General features: G+C 69.5%; 16 protein-coding genes and 6 pseudogenes. 10 read left to right on the top strand and 12 right to left on the bottom strand.

The genetic code is table 11. The annotated features are described in order from the left end of the window. Window positions 1–157: 157 nt before the first annotated feature. The 7 genes from ACWGKT_RS27000 to ACWGKT_RS26970 all read right to left on the bottom strand — a co-directional run bounded on the left by ACWGKT_RS27000 (window position 158) and on the right by ACWGKT_RS26970 (window position 7,234). A complete protein-coding gene (locus ACWGKT_RS27000; protein ID WP_453275745.1) occupies window positions 158–1,198 on the bottom strand; it encodes an MCE family protein in 1,041 nt (346 codons plus the stop codon). Continuing rightward, entirely contained in the window at window positions 1,195–2,451 is a 1,257-nt protein-coding gene (locus ACWGKT_RS26995) for an MCE family protein (RefSeq protein ID WP_453275744.1), read from the bottom strand. The genes ACWGKT_RS27000 and ACWGKT_RS26995 overlap by 4 nt, the downstream gene beginning before the upstream one ends. Window positions 2,452–2,462: 11 nt before the next feature. Continuing rightward, window positions 2,463–3,287 carry an MlaE family ABC transporter permease gene (locus tag ACWGKT_RS26990; RefSeq protein WP_453275743.1) on the bottom strand — a complete coding sequence of 275 codons (825 nt, stop codon included), beginning with the start codon at window positions 3,285–3,287 and terminating at the stop codon, window positions 2,463–2,465. Between the two features lie 3 nt (window positions 3,288–3,290). Further along, window positions 3,291–4,061 carry an MlaE family ABC transporter permease gene (locus ACWGKT_RS26985; protein WP_356149912.1) on the bottom strand — a complete coding sequence of 257 codons (771 nt, stop codon included), beginning with the start codon at window positions 4,059–4,061 and terminating at the stop codon, window positions 3,291–3,293. After that, the gene (locus ACWGKT_RS26980) at window positions 4,058–4,987 is read right to left on the bottom strand and encodes an ABC transporter ATP-binding protein (protein WP_453275742.1); all 930 of its coding nucleotides are present in this window, start codon (window positions 4,985–4,987) and stop codon (window positions 4,058–4,060) included. Before ACWGKT_RS26980 ends, ACWGKT_RS26985 begins: the two co-directional genes overlap by 4 nt. A 109-nt stretch (window positions 4,988–5,096) precedes the next feature. Further along, entirely contained in the window at window positions 5,097–6,143 is a 1,047-nt protein-coding gene (locus tag ACWGKT_RS26975; protein WP_453275741.1) for a sigma-70 family RNA polymerase sigma factor, read from the bottom strand. Between the two features lie 65 nt (window positions 6,144–6,208). Continuing rightward, entirely contained in the window at window positions 6,209–7,234 is a 1,026-nt protein-coding gene (locus tag ACWGKT_RS26970) for a lytic transglycosylase domain-containing protein (protein WP_453275740.1), read from the bottom strand. A gap of 264 nt (window positions 7,235–7,498) precedes the next feature. On the opposite strand from ACWGKT_RS26970, the pseudogene ACWGKT_RS26965 reads away from it, so the two are divergent. The 4 genes and pseudogenes from ACWGKT_RS26965 to ACWGKT_RS26950 all read left to right on the top strand — a co-directional run. Further along, a pseudogene (locus tag ACWGKT_RS26965) lies at window positions 7,499–7,849 on the top strand (transposase); the annotation flags it as partial. Continuing rightward, window positions 7,819–8,697 carry an SDR family oxidoreductase gene (locus ACWGKT_RS26960; protein WP_453275739.1) on the top strand — a complete coding sequence of 293 codons (879 nt, stop codon included), beginning with the start codon at window positions 7,819–7,821 and terminating at the stop codon, window positions 8,695–8,697. The pseudogene ACWGKT_RS26965 and the gene ACWGKT_RS26960, both read left to right, overlap by 31 nt. A 173-nt stretch (window positions 8,698–8,870) precedes the next feature. Next, window positions 8,871–9,434: a GNAT family N-acetyltransferase gene (locus tag ACWGKT_RS26955; protein WP_356149922.1), complete on the top strand. Its 564-nt coding sequence runs from the start codon at window positions 8,871–8,873 to the stop codon at window positions 9,432–9,434. Window positions 9,435–9,516: 82 nt separating this feature from the next. Then, window positions 9,517–9,680 (top strand): annotated as a pseudogene (locus tag ACWGKT_RS26950) (IS630 family transposase); the annotation flags it as partial. Window positions 9,681–9,896: 216 nt separating this feature from the next. Here ACWGKT_RS26950 and ACWGKT_RS26945 read toward each other — a convergent pair. Further along, the gene (locus ACWGKT_RS26945) at window positions 9,897–10,934 is read right to left on the bottom strand and encodes a trypsin-like serine peptidase (RefSeq protein WP_453275738.1); all 1,038 of its coding nucleotides are present in this window, start codon (window positions 10,932–10,934) and stop codon (window positions 9,897–9,899) included. Window positions 10,935–11,444: 510 nt separating this feature from the next. Beyond that, window positions 11,445–12,710: a vanadium-dependent haloperoxidase gene (locus tag ACWGKT_RS26940; protein WP_453275737.1), complete on the bottom strand. Its 1,266-nt coding sequence runs from the start codon at window positions 12,708–12,710 to the stop codon at window positions 11,445–11,447. A gap of 1,380 nt (window positions 12,711–14,090) precedes the next feature. On the opposite strand from ACWGKT_RS26940, the pseudogene ACWGKT_RS26935 reads away from it, so the two are divergent. Then, window positions 14,091–14,608 (top strand): annotated as a pseudogene (locus tag ACWGKT_RS26935) (LysR substrate-binding domain-containing protein); the annotation flags it as partial. Between the two features lie 405 nt (window positions 14,609–15,013). Here ACWGKT_RS26935 and ACWGKT_RS26930 read toward each other — a convergent pair. Next, the gene (locus tag ACWGKT_RS26930) at window positions 15,014–16,147 is read right to left on the bottom strand and encodes an FAD-dependent oxidoreductase (protein ID WP_453275736.1); all 1,134 of its coding nucleotides are present in this window, start codon (window positions 16,145–16,147) and stop codon (window positions 15,014–15,016) included. A gap of 112 nt (window positions 16,148–16,259) precedes the next feature. Here ACWGKT_RS26930 and ACWGKT_RS26925 point away from each other — a divergent pair, with 112 nt between their 5' ends. Continuing rightward, window positions 16,260–16,988 carry a TetR/AcrR family transcriptional regulator gene (locus tag ACWGKT_RS26925; protein WP_356149930.1) on the top strand — a complete coding sequence of 243 codons (729 nt, stop codon included), beginning with the start codon at window positions 16,260–16,262 and terminating at the stop codon, window positions 16,986–16,988. 135 nt (window positions 16,989–17,123) lie between these two features. Here ACWGKT_RS26925 and ACWGKT_RS26920 read toward each other — a convergent pair. After that, window positions 17,124–17,675 (bottom strand): annotated as a pseudogene (locus tag ACWGKT_RS26920) (phosphate signaling complex PhoU family protein); the annotation flags it as partial. 2 nt (window positions 17,676–17,677) lie between these two features. Between ACWGKT_RS26920 and ACWGKT_RS26915 the strand changes: the two are divergent. From ACWGKT_RS26915 to ACWGKT_RS26905, 3 genes and pseudogenes are all read left to right on the top strand, one after another. Then, a pseudogene (locus ACWGKT_RS26915) lies at window positions 17,678–18,063 on the top strand (restriction endonuclease); the annotation flags it as partial. Continuing rightward, a pseudogene (locus ACWGKT_RS26910) lies at window positions 17,988–18,599 on the top strand (hypothetical protein); the annotation flags it as partial. The pseudogenes ACWGKT_RS26915 and ACWGKT_RS26910, both read left to right, overlap by 76 nt. Window positions 18,600–18,654: 55 nt before the next feature. Then, the gene (locus ACWGKT_RS26905; RefSeq protein WP_453275783.1) at window positions 18,655–18,822 is read left to right on the top strand and encodes a hypothetical protein; all 168 of its coding nucleotides are present in this window, start codon (window positions 18,655–18,657) and stop codon (window positions 18,820–18,822) included. A gap of 174 nt (window positions 18,823–18,996) precedes the next feature. Here the strand turns inward: ACWGKT_RS26905 and ACWGKT_RS26900 are convergent, their stop codons facing one another. Continuing rightward, window positions 18,997–19,860 (bottom strand): LysR family transcriptional regulator, encoded by an 864-nt coding sequence (locus ACWGKT_RS26900; RefSeq protein WP_453275735.1) that lies wholly within the window; start codon window positions 19,858–19,860, stop codon window positions 18,997–18,999. A 92-nt stretch (window positions 19,861–19,952) separates the two neighbouring features. Between ACWGKT_RS26900 and ACWGKT_RS26895 the strand changes: the two genes are divergently transcribed. Then, the gene (locus ACWGKT_RS26895; protein ID WP_453275734.1) at window positions 19,953–20,690 is read left to right on the top strand and encodes an SDR family oxidoreductase; all 738 of its coding nucleotides are present in this window, start codon (window positions 19,953–19,955) and stop codon (window positions 20,688–20,690) included. The last annotated feature ends 108 nt before the right edge of the window (window positions 20,691–20,798 follow it).

Below are 20,798 nucleotides of genomic sequence, written 5' to 3'. Positions count from 1 at the left end.
GGCAGCTTGGGCGGCAGGACGCGTACCTTCACGAGGGGTTCGGGTCGGGGTTTGCGCTTCGGCAGGAGCCTGGGAAGTCTCGGCAGCTTCGGCGGCAGGACGCGTACCTTCACCAGTGGCTCGGGTCGGCGGACACTGCGCCGCCTGATGCGCATGCTCATCCGCCACACCTCGCCCGTGCCACGTGCAGCTCCGGAGTGATCACCCGCTTGGTCTTCGGCAGCACGATCCGGCCGTCGAAGTCGCAGAGGTAGAAGTTGAACCACGAGCCGTACGAGGCGGTCCCCGTCAGCGCGTTGAGCTTGTTCGGCAGCCGCTTCAGGACGCCCTCCACGGTGTTCTCGTTCTTGTTCAGCGTTCCGGTGAGATCGCCGAGCCCGGCGATGTCGTCCTTCAGCGGTGGACGCGCGTCCTTCAGCAGCCCCGACGTGACGTCCGTGAGGTCGCCGATGCTCACCAGTGACTCCCCGATGGGCCTGCGGTCGGCGGACAGCCCCGAGACCACCCGGCGCAGCTGCGTGAGCAGCCCGGAGAAGCGGGAACCGCGTTTGTCGAGCGTCTCCAGGACGGTGTTGAGGTTGTCGATCACCGATCCGATCAGCTTGTCGCGGTCGGCGAGGGTGCTGGTGAGCGAGGCCGTGTGCGCGAGCAGGCTGTTCACCGTGCCGCCCTCGCCCTGGAGGGTCTGGACGATCTCGGTGGCGAGCTGGTTGACGTCGCTCGGGCTGAGCGCGGCGAACAGCGGCTTGAAGCCGTTCAGCAGGGCGTTGAGGTCCAGCGCCGACTGGGTCCGGGACAGCGGGATGGTGCCGCCCTGCCGCAGCCGGGCGGTGACGTCGCCCGCGCCCTCGGTGAGCGCGATGTACCGCTGCCCGACCAGGTTGCGGTAGCGGACGACCGCGTGGGTCCCGGCGAGCAGCGGCCGGTCCGCGCTGACGGTGAACGTGACCTCCGCCAGGGTCCGGTCCTTGATCCGGATACCCTCGACCTCTCCCACCCGCACTCCGGCCACCCGGATGTCGTCGCCGGTCTCCAGCCCGGTCACGTCGGTGAACACCGCGTGATAGGTGTCCTTGGGGGTGAAGGAGACGTTGACGATGGTGGCGGCGAGCAGCGCCGTCGCCGCGATCGTGACCAGCGCGAAGAGGCTGAACTTGACCAGCGGGGCGGCGGTCTGCCGGGCTCCTGACCTGCTCATGCGACACTCACCGCCGTTCCGCGCGCGAGCGGTCCGAACAGCAGGGTCGCCACGGGCGGCACCTGGTCCGCGGGGACGCCCATGACGGGGGCCACGAGCGAGCCGACGGCCCGCTGCTCGGCCTGGGTGGCGGACACGTCGACACCTCCGGGGAGTGCGCCGCCGGAATCACCGGCCGACGTACCGTCATTGAGATGGGGTTTCGGGCCGGGCACCTGAGGATGCGATAGGCCACGGCAGTTCGGGCCGGACCGCTCGCCGTACACCGGCTCCTCACCGGGTCGGTACGCCCCCTGCGGCCGGACGATCTCAAGGGTGATCCGCATCTCGCCGCCCCGGAAAGCGTCCTGTGACGCCTTCTCCTGCCGGACCAGGCCCTGGAACAGGCACGGGTACTCGGGGGAGTAGCGGGCGAACAGCTCCAGCGTGGGGCGGGAGACCCGGCCCAGGGTGATCAGCCGGTCGCCGTTCTCGGACAGGAAGTCGTTCGCCGTGCCCGCCACGGAGGCGGTCGCGCGCAGAGCCGAGGCCAACTGGCTCCTCTTCTCGACGATCGTTCGGCTGGTGGTGACCGTGTTGCGCAGGATCCGCATCAGGTCGGGCGCGGCGTCGCCGTACACCTCGGCGACGTCCGCGAATCGCGTGATGTCCTCCTTGAGGGAGGGCATGTGCGGGTTGAGGCGGCGCAGATAGCCCTCGACCCGGGTGAGGTTGTCGCCGATCCGGTCGCCGCGGCCCTCCAACGCGGTGGCGAACGCCGAAAGCGCGGCGTTGAGTTCACCCGGCCGGACCGTGCGCAGCAGCGGAAGCAGGTCGTTCATCAGCTGCTGTACCTCGATGCCGACCTTCGTGCGGTCCTGGGTGATGACGTCGCCCGCACGGATGGGCCGGGCCGACGCGTGCGCGGCGCCGGCGGGAGCGACGAGGTCGACGTACTTCTCGCCGAACAGCGTCTTGGGCAGCAGCCGCGCGTGCACGTCCGAGGGGATGTACGACACGTACCGCGGCTTGAGCGCGATGTCGAGGGTCGCCTTCGTGCCGTCGGCATGTACCTCACGCACCTCGCCGACCAGCAGCCCGCGCAGCTTGACGTCGGCGCGGGGATCGAGCTGGTTGCCGAGGGTGTCGGCCTCCAGGGTGACGGGCACGACGGAGGTGAACGCCTGCTGGTAGACGGCCACCGCGAGCGACAGCAGCAGGGCGAGCACGGCGAGGAACGCGATGCCGTACAGCCTGAGTCTCATTCTGCGCATGCGCACCGCTCTCACCCCGCTATCCGTACGGTCGTGTTGGCGCCCCAGATCGCGAGGCTCAGGAAGAAGTCCAGGACGTTGATGGCGACGATCGAGGTCCGCACCGCCCGGCCCACCGCGACGCCGACACCGGCCGGGCCGCCGCTCGCGTGGTAGCCGTAGTAGCAGTGCACCAGGATGATCAGCAGTGCGAAGACGATCACCTTGCCGAAGGACCAGAACATGTCGACGGGCGGCAGGTACTGGTGGAAGTAGTGGTCGTACGTGCCGGTCGACTGTCCGTAGTAGCCGGTGGTGATGGTGCGGGCGGCCAGGTACGAGGACAGCAGCCCGATCACGTACAGCGGGATCACCGCGACGAAGCCGGCGATCATCCGCGTCGTCACCAGGAACGGCAGCGACGGGACGCCCATCACCTCCAGCGCGTCGGTCTCCTCGCTGATCCGCATCGCACCGAGTTGCGCGGTGAACCCGGCGCCGACCGTCGCGGACAGAGCGAGTCCGGCCACCAGCGGGGCGATCTCCCGGGTGTTGAAGTACGCCGACAGGAACGCCACGAAGTTGGAGGTGCCGAGCTGGTTGAGGGCCGCGTAGCCCTGGAGGCCGACCTCGGTGCCGGTGAAGAAGGACAGGAACGCGATCACACCGACCGTGCCGCCGACGACGGCGAGCGCGCCGCGCCCGAAGCTCACCTCGGCGAGCAGCCGCAGGATCTCCTTCTTGTAGCGGCGCAGGGTGCGGCCCGTCCAAGCCAAGGAGCGTCCGTAGAAGGAGAGTTGGGCGCCCAGCTCTTCGAGTGAGCGCAAGGGGCGATCGAGGAGTCTTTGCGGTCTCATCGGCTACCCCCTCTGCGGGACGACCTGGAAGTACACGGCAGTCATCACGAAGTTGGTCACGAACAGCAACATGAAGGTGATCACCACGGACTGGTTGACGGCATCGCCCACGCCCTTCGGACCGCCCTGCGCAGTCAGCCCCTTGTACGAGGCGACGATCGCCGCGATGGCCCCGAACACCAGCGCCTTGATCTCCGCCGCCCACAGGTCGGAGAGCTGGGCGAGGGTGGTGAAGGACGCCAGGTAGGCGCCGGGAGTGCCGTGTTGGAGGACGACGTTGAAGAAGTAGCCGCCCGCGACACCGACCACCGAGACGAGGCCGTTGAGCAGCACGGCCACGACCATCGACGCCAGCACCCGCGGTACGACGAGCCGGTGGATCGGGTCGATGCCGAGCACCTGCATCGCGTCGATCTCGTCCCGGATCTTGCGCGCCCCGAGGTCCGCGCAGATCGCCGTGCCACCCGCGCCCGCGATCAGCAGCGCGGTGACGATCGGCGAGGCCTCCCGCAGCACGGCGAGCACGGACGCGGCACCGGAGAAGGACTGTGCGCCCAACTGCCTGGTCAGGCTGCCGATCTGTAGCGCGATGACCGCCCCGAAGGGGATGGAGACCAAAGCCGTCGGCAGGATCGTGACGCTCGCGACGAACCACGCCTGCTGGATGAACTCCCGCGCTTGGAAGGGGCGCCGGGGGAGGGTCCGGACGACGTCCAGTGCCATCGCGAAGAGGTTGCCCGAGTGCCGGAGCGCACCCGTCGGGGAGAATCTCATGTGCCCGTCACCCCCGTCCCGTGCAGCTCTGCCTCGCGTCTGGCGATCGCCTCCCAGCGGGGCGGGCGGGTGATGCCGGGGCTGGGGAGCAGGCGGGGAGTCAGCGCATCGGGCGGGCCGCCCTCGCCGATCTGGGCCAGCTCCTGCTCGACCTGGGCCGCGTCCTTCTCCTCCGCCATGCCGATCGGCCCCTGCATCCGGCCGTTCAGGAACTGCCGTACGACGGGCTCGTCACTGGCCAGCAGCTTCGCGCGGGGCCCGAACATCACCAGCTCGCGCCGGAACAGCAGCCCGATGTTGTCCGGGACCTGACGGGCCGAGGCGATGTCGTGGGTGACGATCAGGAAGGTTGCGTCGATTTGTGCGTTGAGGTCGACGATGAGCTGGTTGAGGTAGGCCACGCGGACCGGGTCCAGGCCCGAGTCCGGCTCGTCGAACAGGATGATCTCCGGGTTCAGGACCAGAGCACGGGCGAGCCCGGCCCGCTTGCGCATACCGCCGGAGATCTCGCCGGGCAGCTTCCCTTCTGCACCGATCAGCCCGACCATGTCCATCTTTTCGAGGACGATCCGCTTGATCTCGCTCTCGGACTTGCGGGTGTGCTCGCGCAGCGGGAAGGCGATGTTGTCGTACAGGTTCATCGAGCCGAACAGCGCGCCGTCCTGGAACAGCACGCCGAACAGCTTCCGTACCTCGTACAGGTCGTGCTCGCGCAGGCGGGTGATGTCCCGGCCCGCGACCTTCACCGAGCCCCGCTCCGGCTTCAGCAGCCCCACGAGCGTCTTGAGGAACACCGACTTGCCCGTCCCCGAGGGACCGAGCATCACCGAGACCTCCCCGGCGGGCAGCGTCAGCGAGACGTCCTGCCAGATGACCTGGTGGCCGAAGGACTTGGTCAGCCCTTCCACACAGATCTCGATACCCATCCGGTTGCACCCTTCGCCCGTGGAGCAGCTCCGACATCTGCTCTACGGGCAGGGGAGGGGCGTCCGTCGCGGCGGACGAAGAATTTTTTACGGACGCGTGTACGGGGTGCTACGGCAGCTTCGGCGACGGCATGCGCGAAGGCGTCCTCGGGGCGGGGACGGAGAGCGGAGCGGTCGGTACGGCCGAGGCCTGGGGAAGCGACGGAAGCGACGAGGCGACCGACTTCGTCGGCAGGCCCGGCACTGCGGTCGGCAGGCCCGGCACCTTCGGCACCTCGGGCACCTGCGGGACCTGCGGCGCCGACAGCTCCGGGAGCGGGGACGCGGACACGTCCGGCAGGGGCGGCACGGGCAGCGGCAGGGACGTTTCCCCGGCGGGTGACGGCGTCCGGCCTCGAGCCCCGGGCGCCGGGGGCGAGTGGGCGGGCGTCCTGGGGGCGTGCCCGCGGCCCGTGGCCTCGCTGCGCAGGACCTGCGCATCGCTGGACACCGCCGGCCGTGGCACCGGACCGTTCTCGTTTCCGCCCCCGTCGAGCGCGTACGGCAGCACGAATCCCGCCACCACCAGGGTCGCCGCCGTCGAGGTGACCGCGACCGCCTGGGCATGGGTGCCCCCGCGCAGCCGCCCGCGCCCGACCAGGAACAGCACCAGTCCGAGCGTCCCGGCCAGCGAGGCGCGCAGTGTCCGCCGTGCCCGGGCGAGCAGCGACTCGACGGTCCGGTAGCTGAGCCCCATCCGTACCGCGACCTGGCTCACGTCCAGGTCCTCGGACCTCAGCCGGAGCGCCTCCGCCTGCCGGGCGGGCAGCTCACCGCTGCGCACGGCGAGCCACTTCGCCTCTGCCCGGTCGCACACCGCCTCCTCGACGGGTACCGGGCCCGGCGCGACGAGTGTGGGGCGGCTGCCCACCTCGGCCTCGCGGTTGACCTGTCGGTGCCGGTCGACGCACAGCCGCATGGTCACCGTCGTCAGCCAGGCGCCGAGCCGCTCGTCGTCGAGGTCCGGGCGCTCCGCGGCCCGCAGCATCGCCTCGTGAACGGCGTCCTCGGCGTCCTCCTGGCTCATGGATCGCCGCCGGGCCACCTTGAGCAGGTGCTCGCGATGGCTCCAGACGCGCCGCCAACGCTCGTCCCCGGCCGCTGTGTCCGCAGGCATGTCTGTCGCCATGAGGGCCCCTTCGCACTCACCCGCCGGTCCTGTGCTTCCGGCGGGTGGCGACATTACCGCCGAGTAGTGGCAGTTGTGGAGGGGGTGACGCGCATCGTGTTCCAGCCGTTGCCGGTGGTCAGCGGCCCAGCGTCGGGCAGCACACCGCCGCCGGGCAGCGTCAGGGTCGGCTCGGGGAGGGGAACCCGCGCCGTCCCGGACTCCTTCGGGACGCCGGCCTTGGGGGACGGGCCGGGGGAGGGGGAGGTGGTCGACGTCGACGGCGTGCGCGAAGGATCAGGCCCCGTCTTCCGGTCGTCCGACGGCTTCGGCGACGAGGGCTTCGGCGACGAGGGCTTCGGCCTCTTCGTCCGGTCCGACCGGGATCCGTCGGACGCGTCCGGCACCACGCGATGTCCGGTCAGGTAGTACGCGTACCACGCCGTGACGGTGCGCAGGTAGGTGTCCGAGTGGTTGTAGCCCAGGACAGCCCGGTCCAGGTCGGCGGGGTTCGACAGGTCCCGGCCGCCCGCGCACAGGTAGCGGCCGGCGGCGAGCGCCGCGTCGTAGACGTTGTTCGGGTCCGTCCGTCCGTCGCCGTTGCCGTCCGCTCCCCAGCGGGCCCAGGTGGACGGGATGAACTGCATCGGGCCGACCGCGCGGTCGTACACCATGTCCCCGTCGTACGCGCCGCCGTCGGTGTCCGCCACGACGGCGAAGGCGCCGCCGGTCAGCCGCGGACCGAGGATGGGCTTCACGGTCGTACCGTCCGGGGTCACCCAGCCGCCCCGTGCCTGCCCGGACTCCACCTGACCGATCGCGGCCAGCAGCTGCCAGTGCAGCCGGCAGCGGGGCGCGCTGCGCGCCAGCTCCTCCTCGGCACGCCGGTACGCCGCGAACACGGTCGCGGGCAGGGCACCGCCGCCCGTCACGCCCTGTGCCGAGCTCTTCTTCCGCGCCCGCAGCGGGGGAAGACCGGTGCGGTACGGGGTGTCGCCGGACACGCTGAGGCCGTGCTCGGTGGGTGCCGCCCTCCGCGCGGGCTCCGCGGCCTCGGCCGAAACCGCCCTCGGCGCTTGCGACGCGGTCAGCACGGCCATCGCCGTCACCGCGATCGCCGTCCCCCTGGCACCCCTCGATGCCCCCTTGAGTGCACGCGATGTCACTGTGCAGTCCCCTCCGTGGATGAATCCGTCGTCTGCTCTACGCGGCCGGAGGGCAGGTCCGTCGCGCGGAACCGGGGGAATCGGGCGGGCGCGTCGTCGGGAGCGGGGTACGCATGGGTGCCGTCGAGATCCTGTCCATAGCGGGCCCGAACTGCGTGCAGTCCGCCCGCTGTTCCACGGTCAGGGCCGAACTGTGAGGCCCGACCCGACGGACCCGCATCTACATCATCCTGGACAACCTCTCTGCCTACACCGGCGTCGACATCCGCCGCCGGGCCAAGAAGAACAAGTCGAGCTGTGCTTCACTCCGACCTACGCCTCCCGGGCCAACCCGATCGAGGCCCATTTCTGTCCTCTGCGGCAGTTCACCTGGCCAACTCCCGCCACGGCAGCCACCCTGTGCAGACCCCGGCCCCGCATGGCTGCCGGCGCTGGCGCAACGCCCACGCCCGCCATCCCGATGTGCTCGCCGCCCAACGAAAGGAACGGACCCAGGATGGTGCGATCGGGTTCTTGGCATGTTCGCTGCTATCGCCTGGGAGGATGTGACGATGATTCTGGTGACTGGCGCGAGCGGGAACGTCGGAACGGCTCTCCTCACTCGTCTTCATGCCGATGGCGTGGCCGCGCGGGCGGCTTACCGTGATCCGCACATCACCGCTCAGGTGATCAAAGCGGGCGGTCAAGCAGTGACGCTCGATCTGGCCATGCCGGACACGATCGCTCCTGCGCTCGATGGCATCGAGGCCGTATTCCTTCTCGGGGCAACGAGCCCCGCCCAAACGACGCACGAACTCAACATGCTGGAAGCCGCGCGTGCGGTGGGTGTCCGGGTGGTCAAGCTGTCGGTCTGGAGGGCGGACGAGGGACTCTCACCGATCGCCCGGCTGCATCAGCCTGTCGAACAGTCGCTGGTTACGTCCGGTTTGCCCTGGACGATCTTGCGTCCCAACTTCTACCTGCAGAACTTCCTGCGTCAGCGGTCCGTCCGCGAGGTCGGGGAGTTCAGTTTCCCATTGATCACTGCACCCATAAGCTTCATCGACATCGGCGATATCGCCTGCGTTGCGGCGAGGGTTCTCACCACTGATGGCCACGACGGCTGCGTCTATGACCTCACCGGGCCGGAGGCGCTGACCTACGCTGAGGCCGCCGAAGTGCTTTCCGAGGTCCTCGGCAAGTCGGTGCGCTATGTGGGCCTGCCGGACGACGAAGCGCGCGCGGCACTGCTGAGTCGCGGGATGCCGGAGTTCCACGTCGATGCCCTCATCGGAGTTGCCCGCGCTTACCGCGACGGCGGTGCCGAGACCGTCACTTCAACCGTGGCCGACCTCACGGGCCATGCAGCCATCGGTTTTGCAGATTTCGTGCGCCAGAACCGCAACTACTTCGATTGACCATGGTCCTCATCGGCCTGCACCCCGCGGTGAGATCACCGAAACCCGGTGCCCTCCCGGCGAGCGCCAGCAGCACCATCACCCGCTGGACGGCCAACCTTGCCGATCGGACAGCCTCCCGACCTGGCAAGATCTGCAATCACAGCCCTATTCTGCCGGTCATGAATCCGGCTATGACCAGCACTGTGACTACTGAGCCCGCCATCCTCGACGCCAAGGAACTGACTTCCGATTCGGAGCTGGAAGCCCGGTTTGCGGAGTCGGCCCACCAGATCCTGGCGGAGCTGGTCAGGGGAGGGGCTGCGCTGGGCTGGGTCGAACCACCCTCTCGGGACGAGGTGGCGGAACAGCTCGGCCTCGTCATCTCTGCGGTGCAGGCTGGGGATGCGGCCCTGCGTGCCGCTTACCTCGACCGTCGGCTTGTGGGATTGGGGTACTGGCTGCGCTACGCCCGACCGACCCATCGGCCACACGCCGATCTGGAGAAGATCGCGGTAGATGCTGCTGCCCATGGGCGTGGCATCGGTCGGGCGCTGGCAGATGCCTTGATCGCTGACGCCCGGGCATCGGGTATCGAGGTCCTCACCCTGGACGCCCGTGGTGACAACACCAGTGCCCTGCACCTCTACCGGTCCCTGGGCTTCACTGAATACGGCCGTCTCGCCGACTTCGTCGCGGTCGGCGACCACCGCTACGACAAGGTCTTCTACATGATGGACTTCCGCCGGCAAGGCTGACCAGCGACTGGCTTGGCATTGTCGCCCTGCCCACCCGCGCCCCCGGGGTGTTGCACATGGCGAGTCGTCGGCGGTTAAGCACAGGATGTGGGCGGGCCGACGCGGCCACACCCGGTCGTGGCGGTGAGCGGGCAACGCTCGGGACGCCTGTCCGTGGCCGGACCGATCGCGATGCGGGCCATCTCCCGCATCCGGCTGTACCACGGCCCGCACACCCACCCCGCGGTCGAAGGCAGGCGCCGTGCGCATGGGATGCCGCCGGAAGCCTGAAATCGACTTCGGCTGGGGGCGCCGCATCGCGCAGGAAACCAAGCCCCCCGAAACGAACCTTCGGGGGGCCTGTTTCATGCGGCTTCGAGCGGCTGTCTGCGGCGCTGGAGACGAGGCGTGCGTCTTGGACCGAGATGCTCGCCGCCGTGCGGGCCTTGGGCCGGCCGACGACGACCGTTCGCCCGACCAGGCCTATGCGCCGGCGTGCTTCTTGCTCATGGTGCTGAAGAGGGTCTTCGCCTCGGGGCCGAGGTGCGGTCCCGCCAGCCATCGCGCCCCCTTGAAGTGGCCATAGCAGGTATTCGACACCAGCACGGGATTGCCGTCCGCGCCCTCCATGAACCAGCCGCCGCCCGACGCACCCTTCGTCATGGTGCAGCCGATGCGGTACAGCGTCGGCTGGCCGGCCTTCATGGTCAGGCGCGTCGGCCGATCCTCACAGGAGAGCATCTTGACACCGCCGAACGGCATGGCATCGGGGTATCCCCGCACAGCCACCTTCCCGATGTCCTTCATCCGAGGAGCGTCGAAGTCGATGGGCACGGCCGAACCGACCGTCTCCTCAAGGGACTTGGACCCCTTGGCGCCCGTCACATGCACAATGGCGAAGTCGTAGGGCATGCCGTCGCCCGACTCCCCGATGCTCCCCTCGGAGATCCACTGGGAGGGTGTCGAGACATCGTCTGCCTTCCAGACCCCGAACGGGGCGAGGTCCTCCGGCGCCGCGGCCTTGATGCGGCTGACCGGAAGTCCGTTGTCGTTGAACGCGGGCATGAACGTTATGTTGCGGTGCCAGGCGCCTCCCTTGCCGCCGTGGACGCAGTGCCCCGCCGTCCAGACGAGGTTCGACTTGCCCGGGTGCGCCGGATCCTTCACCACGGTGGCGGTGCAACCTTCTGTCTCCCCCTTGGGAAGGTCGCTGAACAGCCTGCCCACGACGCCACCGAACTTGCTGCCGCTGTAAGGCGTGGCGACCGGTTTGGCCTTTACGGTCTGCGGCGTGGGGTCCGTGACGCCCTGATCGCCGGAGCCCTCCTTGCCGGCCGGAACCTGCTCCGCCTTGCTGCCCGAAGCTGATGCCTTCACATCGGATTTGATCTGGCAAGCGGTCGCGGTCGCCGCGAGGGCGAGCGAGAGGGCGCAGGCGGCGAGACCCGATCCGAGGCGACGGGTGCCCAACCCTGCGGGCCCGTGATTCCGATGCGGCGGCTGTGCGTTGAGGGCTGACATGAAACCTCCTGTGCGCGGGGGACGTGCTGTGCGTGTCGACGGCAGCGGTCAACTGCGTTCTATGCCTTGAATCACGCACAAGTGGGATATTGGTTGCGTCGGTTCACAGAATTGTTTCCCGTGAACCTATGTATGCATCTGCGTGTTGGTTGCCTCGGATTGACGAATTTGCCTGTGAATTCGGTTTTCAGGATCGGGGGGCATGGCGAGCTGACCGGCTCATCGGTTCCACCTGCTGTTCTGCGTGTTGCGCAGGCAGTCGCGGTGCTGGTGGCACCGCGCGCGGAGGCCCGCGTCCCTGGGATCGCGGTGGGAGACACTGGCGCAAGACGCCCCGGACCGGTCAAGGTCCGGGGTGTTTTCGGACTGGCCCGCGTTGCGGGTCGGACGGCGGTGTCGGCGGTTGACGATCCTGCGGGGACCGGGTCGGCTCAGGTGCCCAGGCCCACCCCTCCGGTCAATGAGTTCCGGACAGGGGCCACACTGCGGAACCTGGACCCTCCGTCAGTCCTACGGCTGGCTCAGCCACAAGCGGGCGGCATTGCGCAGCGTGTGCGCCGCGACCTGCTTGCCGAGGACGAGACCGACTTCGTCGGCGGAGCGGGTGTGGATGCCGGAGTACACGCGGGCTACCAGGTTGTCCTGGGAGAGCTGGCTCCAGGCCGTGTAGGTGCGGGTCACTCCGGGTGCGGTGGGGCTGGTCAGCGCGAACGGTGCGGTGCGCGGCCCCGTGAACGCCCGCAGGACCAATTCCGCCGCACCGGCGTAGGTGTTGTGGCCGCTGGGGTATTCGGGGTGGGCCGGTGCGGTGTGCAGCGGTGTCCACTGGGGATCAGGGTCGATGGCGCCCGTGCGGATGGCGGTGACGGGGCGCCAGCGCAGGTGAGCGTACTTGCTGTCGGAGGTGGCGATCTGCGTGTCCACCAGGGCGACATGGAACAGAGCGACCAGCCTGGCCTGTGCGACGGTGGACTGCGGCATCCGGACCAGGGCGACCCGCAGCGGCTCGGTGTACAGGGTCAGGGAGGTGCTGTACCAGAAGGTGGCGGTCTCGGTCTGCCGCTTGCTGCGTACGGTGCTGTCCGCGGCCCCGTACGCGCGGACCTCGGCCAGGTCGGCGCGGTAGCGCGCGGAGTCCAGGGCGGGCGGTGCGGGCACCCGGTACTGGTCGGGGGTGTTCAGCAGGAAGGGCCTTGCTATCCGATTGCCGTACTGTATGGCCGGGGCGTAGTCGGGCGGGGTCGGCCGCCACACACCGGGCGCTGCCGGCGGCACGGTGAACGGCGCGTTCACCGAGGTCGGGTCCAGGCCGTCGCCCTCGCGGGAGGCCAGGATCAGCCGTGCCTGACGCGCACCGGCCGCGATGCCCTTCGCCTTGGCCGGTCCGTCCGGAACGCGGTCCAGCGTCGAGCGCAAAGCGGTATCCAGTTCCTGGGTGCGGGACGGGACCAGCGCCACCAGGCAGTCGTGCACGGCGGATGCCAGGGCCGCGTCCTGGAACGTGCTCCGGTCTGCGCAGGGCGGCACCTGGCGGGTGGCTCGGGCTGCTGCCAGCCAGCTGATGGCCCAGGTCCGGCTGTTGGTGATCTGGGTAGCCACGCCGGCCGCCGCGATGGTCGCGGCCGTTGTGTCGTACCAGTCGAGCGCCACGGACAGGTGCGTCCGCCGTTCGTCCGCAACAGCGGGCGTAGCGAGCGGGACGGTGGCGGAGGCGCTCAGCAGAGCCGCCGACCCCAGCGTTTTCAGGGCGGAGCGGCGAGTTCTGAGCGGGTTCACGGATACTCCTTGATCGATGTGGGGGTGTGTGCTGTGGTCGAGCGCGCAGGCACGCGAAGGAAACCGCCATGCCGGGCTGCCGGCGTATGGGCGGCTGCGGGGCGGAGTGAGGGGTCAGCTACAGAGGGCGGCGACACGTAGAAGATCAATGGCGCGCCGTCTGGTGAACCGCCGAGAGATCCGTAACCCGGGGGGTCGTCACGGATAATGGGCAGGATGGCGAACTGCGCCGTTGACGGCGTGCAGCTCGCCGCAGTGAGGTGCGGGCCGGCCCCCGTGGGCAATCGCGCGACCGCACAACCGGCGGTAGCGGCCTGTGCGACGTGAAGAGTTCGTCAGGCCCCGAGGTTCAGGGCAGTTCAGCGTTCCCCCGACAGTGGTATGTGTCCGGCAAGGCGCTCCGGGCGGCCGGACGGCAGCCGACCGTATGCCTCAAGGAAGGCTGCTCGTTGTCGGAACTCACAGTCGAGTCCTTTCATGAGGTTGTGGGGTTCGCCCAGGCGTAGATCCCGCGGGTTCTGCGGAAACGCTTCAACCTCAACAGAGCAGCGGTCGACATGACAACCGAACCACTCAATACTTCGGTCCGAACCCGAACCGTGGGTTGAGGACACGCCATGCCTTCGGGGCGGTGCGGTGCCGGGTCGCAGTCCGCAACCAGCTACGACAGGCGGGACTTCCGTTGCGGTCGGGCAGAGGGATGGCAAACCCGAGTTGGAGCTGTTCCGTAACACGAACTTCGTGGACGACCCACAGGTCCTTTCTCGGGAGGGCCTGGTGCCTTCCCTGCAGCCGTTCCTGGAGGCGTACGACGCGGATCACTTCCGTGACCGCGCTGCGCCGCATTTCCACGGGCGTGCTGAACAACTCCGGTTGCTGGCGGAGTGGTTGCAGTTGCCGGGGGCGGAGAGCGCTGGGGGACTGCGGATGTTCACCGGGAATCCGGGGGTGGGCAAGTCCGTTGTGCTCGGTGTGCTGGCGTGCGCGCTGCACCCTGAGCGAATCCTGGCGGCGCCTGAGGTGATGCACCAGGTGCGGGGGCTGGCGCCGACCGTGGTGTGGCCGTCGGCCGGGATGACGGGGCTTGCGGCTGTACACGCGCGCCAGCGGAACATGGTCGCGGTAATTGGCTCACTGGGACGGCAGCTGGCGGGGCCGACGGGGACGACCGTCTCCAGCAGCTGCTCGGCTTTGGCCGCGGACAGATCGCGTGGCGCCCCTCCGGGCAGGAGGGCTCGCAGCAGCGCGTGGAGCTGGTTGACCGCGCGGACTCTGGCCTGGGCGAGGTTGCTGCGTCGTTCGTCCAGCAGAGCCAGTGCGATCGTTGAGTTCTCGGGCTGCACCGGCCGCGCGTCGCCCTGGACAGCGGCATCGATCCGTTCGAGCACCGACCCCCCCGAGTTGCGGCGCGGCGAGGTCGACCTGGAGGCGAACGCCAACCGCCTGAGCGCACCGGACATCCGAGCCGAGAACGTGGGCGAGACCCGCCTCGTCATCGTCGTGCGGCAGGGACACCCCTCACCCGCGTCAGAACCGTCACCGCACAGCAGTACGCCTCCGCCGAGCACGTCACCGTCTCGCGACGCGGAAACCTCAGCAACGCCCTCGACGACGCCCTCGCGCGCCTCGGCCTCACCCGCCGCGTCGTGGCGACCGCGCCCACGGAAGCAGCCGCGCTGGAATTCGCGCGCGCCTCCGATCTCCTGATCAGCGTCCCCGAAGCCACCACGCGCTCAGCGGTCGCCGACCTCGGCCTGGGCGTGCTCCCCCTCCCGCTCGAACTGCCGTCGGCACCGACATACCTGTCGTGGCATCAGCGCTACGACACCGACCACGCCCACGCCTGGCTGCGCGATCTGGCACGAACCGCGCTGGCCATGGGCGGGGCGCCGTCGTAGCCGACGCCGTCCGGCCGCTTCCCCCACACGTCCAGGCGACCACCTCGATGCCGCACGGCCGGCCGCTGTGCGGACCCCCATCAGATCACCAGCCCCCGGCGGCAGGCGTACACGACCAACCTGAACGCGGTCGCGAAGCCCGAGTTTGCCGAGCATGCAGGACACGAACGTCTTGACGGTCTCCTGGCCGCTTCCACCCCCATGCTGCTGGCCCGCTGCCGCCACGCCTCCGTCCGCTCCCTGGGGCGGTACGCACGCCCCAGCGTCGGCGCGATCGCTCGGCACGTCGCCGAACGCGGCGGCGATCTGCTTCAACGTCAGCAGCGGCTTGTCCGTGCGGGTGCTGGCCGTGGGGGCGGTCAGACCGACGCCTGCGGCACACGATCGCGGATCTGTGGGCCCTGCTCACTCGGTCGGTTCCTGGCCGGTGAGCAGGTTGAGCAGGCCGGCGGGGGCGTTGTCGCCGAAGATGAGCTGGTGGTTCTGGTCGGATTCGGCGGCGAACCGGGCACTGCGGGGGAAGAGGGCCTGCTCGTACTCTGCCAGGGCGGCTTCGATGTCGTCGGGGTGTGCGGCGATGGCTTTGCCGAGTTCGGCGCCGTCGAGCATGGCGAGGTTGGCGCCTTCCCCGGCGAACGGTGACATGAGGTGGGCGGCGTCGCCCAGCAGCGTCACTCCGGGAACGCGGTCCCAGCGGTGGCCGATCGGCAGGGCGCTGATCGGGCGCGGGGCGAGGGCGGTTTCCCCGTCAGTGATGAGTGCGGTGAGTTCAGGCGCCCAGCCGGTGAATTCCGCCGCGACCTGGGCCGCCGCCGTTTCGGGACTGGCGAGGATGGCGGCGATCCAGTCCTGCGGCTTGTTGAGCGCGACGTACGTGTGCAGAACGGCGTCGGCCTCCCGGTGGCCGAGGATCCCCTTGCCGGCCGTGACGGCGAACAGGGAACCGTCGCCGACGGCCTTGGCCGCCGCGGGGTGGCGCTGGTCGGCGTCGTACAGGTAGGTCTCGATGAACGACGTGCCGACGTACTCGGGCTTCGCGTCGGACAGCAGCGGCCGGACCCTCGACCAGGCGCCGTCCGCGCCCACGAGGAGGCCGGTCGTCACGGTCGACCCGTCGGCGAACGCCAGCTCGTGCCTTCCGCCTCCCAGGGGGCGGACACCGGTGACCTTGTGTCCCCACTGGATCATCTCGCCGGGCAGCGAGTCGAGCAGGATCCGACGCAGGTCTCCGCGGAGCACCTCGGGGCGCCCGCCCGTGCCGTCGTCGGGCTGGTCGAGCAGGACCGCGCCGTGCTGGTCGAGCACGCGCACGGCCTCGCCGCCTTCGTGGATGATCGCGCGGAACTCGTCGGTGAGGCCGGCCGCTTCGAGGGCGAGCTGGCCGTTGTACTCGTGTAGGTCGAGCTGGCCGCCCTGCGTGCGGGCGTCCGCCGATGTCTCGGCTTCGTAGATGGTCGCGGGGATGCCGTGCAGGTGCAGGACCCGGGCGAGGGTCAGGCCGCCGAGCCCGGCGCCGATGATCGTGACGGGAGTGGTCATGGTGGTTTCCCTTTCGACTGGACACGCTCTACTCGGATACAGTGTTCGCAGTACTGGCGCTTACGATAGCACTACTGCGAACAGTGAGCGCAGTAGTGAGGAGGGAAACCCGATGAACGACGCTCCCACGGTGGTCTGGAACCGGCCGGAGCGGGCCGCGAAAGGCCCCGCACCCTCACGCACCCGGGCGGAGATCACCGCCACCGCCATCGCGATCGCCGACGCCGAGGGCATCGAGGCACTGTCCATGCGGCGCGTCGCCAAGGAACTGGGAACGGGCACAGCCTCGCTCTACCGCTACCTGGCATCCAAAGACGACCTGCTCGACCTCATGCTCGACGCCGTAGCGGCCGAAGACGGCGGCCCGCCTGCCCCCACCGGCGACTGGCGCGGCGACCTGCGGACACTGGCCCATCGCTCCCGGGCCGCCTTCCACCGGCACCCCTGGATGGCCTCCCTCGCGGCAGGGCGCCCATCGCTTGGACCGAACTCCCTCGACGCCATCGAACACGCACTCGCCGCCCTCGATCCCCTCGGCTTCGACATCGACGTCATGATCACCGTCGTCAACACGCTGCAGGCCTTCGTCCGCGGCTACGCCATCGGCGAGCTCGCCCAGCAGGAAGCCGTCCGGCGCTCCGGAGTCGGCATCCAGGAATGGATGAACGCCCACGCGCCCTACCTCGACAAAGTCGTCAGGGCCGGGCGCCATCCACTCCTCGCCCGAGTCATTCGTGACGCCGAACTTCCCCACGCGGCCGACAGTGCCGAGCACGGTTTCCAACTGGGGCTCGAGCGACTCCTCGACGGATGGGAGGCCAACCTCCCCATCCGGCCCTGACAGTCCGGCAGCGCCAACTGGAGGTTCAGGGGGACTCCACACCCGGGCGCCGGCCCCCGCGCGCTGAGCATCAGGAGCGTGCGTTGTCCCCTGCCGGGTTGCTGCTTCGCCGACTGCGATCCTTGAACGGGTCGGTCAGGGTGAAAGCGGAGTGTCGGGGATGTAGTCGTCGGCGTGTTCGCCGGTGACGAGGTAGACGACACGTTGGGCGACGGCGACGGCGTGGTCGGCGAAGCGTTCGTAGTAGCGGCCGGCGAGGGTGACGTCGACGGCGGTCTCGACGCCGTGGTGCCAGCGGTCGTCCATCAGGTGCTGGAAGATCATTCGGTGGAGTTCGTCCATGCGGTCGTCGTCCCGTTCCAGTTGGAGGGCGGCGTCGATGTCCTGGGTGAGGAGTACTTCGGCTGCCTGGGCCATCAGGCGCTGGGCGAGCTGTCCCATCTCCAGGATGGTGCGGTGCAGGCCGTCCGGGACGGTGTGGCCGGGGAAGCGCAGGCGGGCGAGTTTGGCCACGTGGGCGGCGAGGTCGCCACAGCGCTCGAGGTCCGCGCTCATGCGCAGGGAGGTGACGACGGTCCGCAGTTCGGTGGCGATGGCCCGCTCCTCGAGGTCACGCTGGAGGTCGTCGACCTTGCAGTCGGCCGAGATGACGCTCTCGGCGAGAGGCAGGTCGGCGTCCAGCAGGGCCGGTACGGGATCTGATGCACCGTGACGGCTGCAAGGATGCCGTCCGCGTCGGGGGCGGCGGAGACCTAGGCGCCGACGTGACAGCCACCGACCCCTACGGGCGACGCTGGGTCATCCAGTGCAAACACCGCCGCAACGGCCTGGCCGGCTCCTCAGTGGGCACACCGGACCTCCAGGTCCTCAACGGCACCGCCCGCCAGGTCCACGGCGCCGACATCGCGGTCATCATCACCAACGGACGGGTCACCGCACCCGCCGTGGCCTTCGCAAGCAACAGCGCCTCCACGTGGTCGACCGCCACACCCTCGGAGTGTGGGCGGCCGGCTCACGTCCCCTGTGGGAACTACTCCGCACCGTCCCACCGCCTCGCCGGCCGACCAGCCCCTGAACTCCGCGGTCCCACGACGGGCCTGTGCTGCTTGCCGAGGTCATCACCGCGCCCGCAACGCCTCGCGAGCGCGAGGGTACCCGTATCCGTACGCGTCGTTGGCAGGTACGCTCGGCATCGCGACGCGGGAGCGGGACCTCCCCCGGCGGGCCCCCGGTCCATCGTTCATCGCATTCACGGTGCGGTGGCCTCGCGGGCGGAGACAGGCGCCGTGTCCGCGGTCACCTCTTGTGAAACCGGAGCCGTCCGAACTCCCCCAAAGCCAGAGGCCCGTGGGACGAGCTGGTGCCGCGAACTCGGCAGACCCAACCAGTTCCGCTCCTTCTTGCGCGAGTACCACCCGTCCGTCCTGGCCGCCTTCGCGCTCTGGAAGGACGGTGTGTGGCTGCGGGACGCGCACGAACTTCTCCTGGTGGCAGGTGACGGCCGCCACCAACAAGGTGGAGGCGTTCAACGGCTTCAGTGACTGGGTGCGGTTCGGGCAGCGGGGCATGCTCGCGCACAACGACCCGGTCGAGCAGGACAAGGACGTGCAGTTCACCTCGCTGCTGTCCAACCTGGTGATCCTCCACACGACCCTGGACATCGGACGTGGTGCGGCAGCTGCAAGCCGAGGGCTGGGAGATCGACCCGCTGGATCTGGCCGAGATCGCAGGAACCCTGGACAGGACGTTTCCCGGGATCTTCGCCACCGACTACGCCGAACGCCTTGAAGCCGCACGCCGCCGCCTCACCAGCGGCAGCCTTGGCGAAGAGTAAGACAGCCGGGTTGCTTCCCTAGCACCCCCGCGCACCTGCGTTGAGACCGGACAATCCGGTCCGATTCGCTCGCCGTCCCAGATGATCTGGTCCGGCGGGTCTGCTTCTTCGGTCTCGCCGGCGCTGGTGGCGCGTGAGCTGTCCCGGGTGGTGGCCGATGGGGGCAGGAGCTGGTCATAGCCGTGCGGCCGTGCGGATCAGGCCGGCCAGGGCGAGGGAGCGGCTGTGGGCGGGCCAGGCGATGTGGGTCACGACGGGAGGTGCGTCGGTCAGGGGGACGGCCGTGTGCTCGGCCCACAGCCAGGAGCGGGCGGAGTCGGGGACGACCGCCACGGTGCGTCCGAGGGCGATCAACTGGGCCAGTTGCGTCTGGTTGTGGATCTCGGGGCCCGGGCCGGGTGCGTAGGTGCCGTGGGTGGGCCAGCGGGCGAGCGGCAGATCGGGGACGTCCCTGACATCGGCCAGGGACAAGGTCTCGCGGGCGGCGAGCGGGTGCCCGGCAGGCAGGACGGCGACCTGCCCCTCGGTCGTCAGTGCCTCGCTGTCGAACCCCGCGAGGGAGTTCCACGGCGCGTGCATGAGCGCAACATCAGCACGTCCGTCGCGCAGCAGCTCTTCCTGCTCGCAGATGCCACACGGCAGCACCTCGATCTCGGCACTGCCGGGCTCGGCCGCGTAGGCGTCGAGAAGCTTCCGCAGCAGTTCGTGCGACGCGGCGGCCTTCACCGCCAGGACCAGCCGACCGCGGGGGCCGCCAGGGCTGTCGGCACCGCCGGCGCGCCGGGTGCGGCGAGCGGCGGCAGCGGTCGCGTCGAGGGCCGCCCGGCCCTCGTGCAACAGCACCTCTCCGGCACCGGTCAGGCGGACACCACGGCGGTTGCGCTGCAGCAGGCAGACCCCGAGGCGCCGTTCGAGCTGCTGGATCGCCCGCGACAGCGGCGGCTGGGCCATGCCGAGGCGCTCGGCGGCGCGCCCGAAGTGCAGTTCCTCGGCGACGGCCACGAAGTACCTCAGCTCGCGGGTCTCCAGGGTGTCCACAGCCGCAGCATACGCGGTGATACCTGGCAGGTATGACAGGACACCGTATCGGTGTTGGCCGCGCCACTCGTCCGCGAGCCAACATCATCGGCATGAGCGAAACGATGATCGCGCTGGTGACCGGCGCGAACAAGGGCATCGGGTACGAGATCGCGGCCGGGTTGGGCAGCCTCGGGTACCGCGTGGGCGTGGGAGCCCGCGACGCGGCCCGACGCGAAACCGCCGTCGAGAAGCTGCGCGCCGCCGGCGTGGACGCGTTCGGGGTGCCGCTGGACGTGACCGACGACCAGAGCGTCAGTGATGCCGCGGAACTGATCGAACGGCTGGCCGGGCGCCTGGACGCCCTGGTCAACAATGCCGGCATCTCGGGCGAGATGGACCCGGGGTGGGTGCAGGACCCGACCGCGCTCGACCTGGAGGTGCTCCGCACGGTCGTGGACACCAACGTCATGGGTGTCGTCCGGGTGACCAACGCGATGCTGCCGCTGCTGCGGCGCTCGGCCTCGCCACGCATCGTCAACGTCTCCAGTAGCGTCGGTTCCCTGACCCGGCAATCGGACCCGGACATCGAGATCGGGCCGATCATGGCGGCCTACGCGCCGTCGAAGTCGTTCCTCAACGCCCTCACCGTGCAGTACGCCCGGCGGTTCGCCGGTACGAACATCCTGATCAACGCCGCCTGCCCGGGCCTGGTCGCGACCGACTTCACAGGCTTCCAAGGGCCCCGCACTCCTGAACAGGGCGCGACCACAGCCATCCGGCTCGCCACGCTGCCCGACGGCGGCCCGACCGGTTCGTTCTTCGAGGACGACGGCGTCGTCCCCTGGTGATCACGAGCCCGCCGTGGATTCCGCAGAAACCAGATGCACTGAGAATCCCGGGCCGAGTGTTCTCATCGAACCTGGCAACCCCGCAGCTCAGCACAAGAGATGCGGATC

It is taken from the genome of Streptomyces sp. NPDC054794 (genome assembly GCF_053611585.1).
This window is presented reverse-complemented; position numbering and strand designations above follow the sequence as displayed.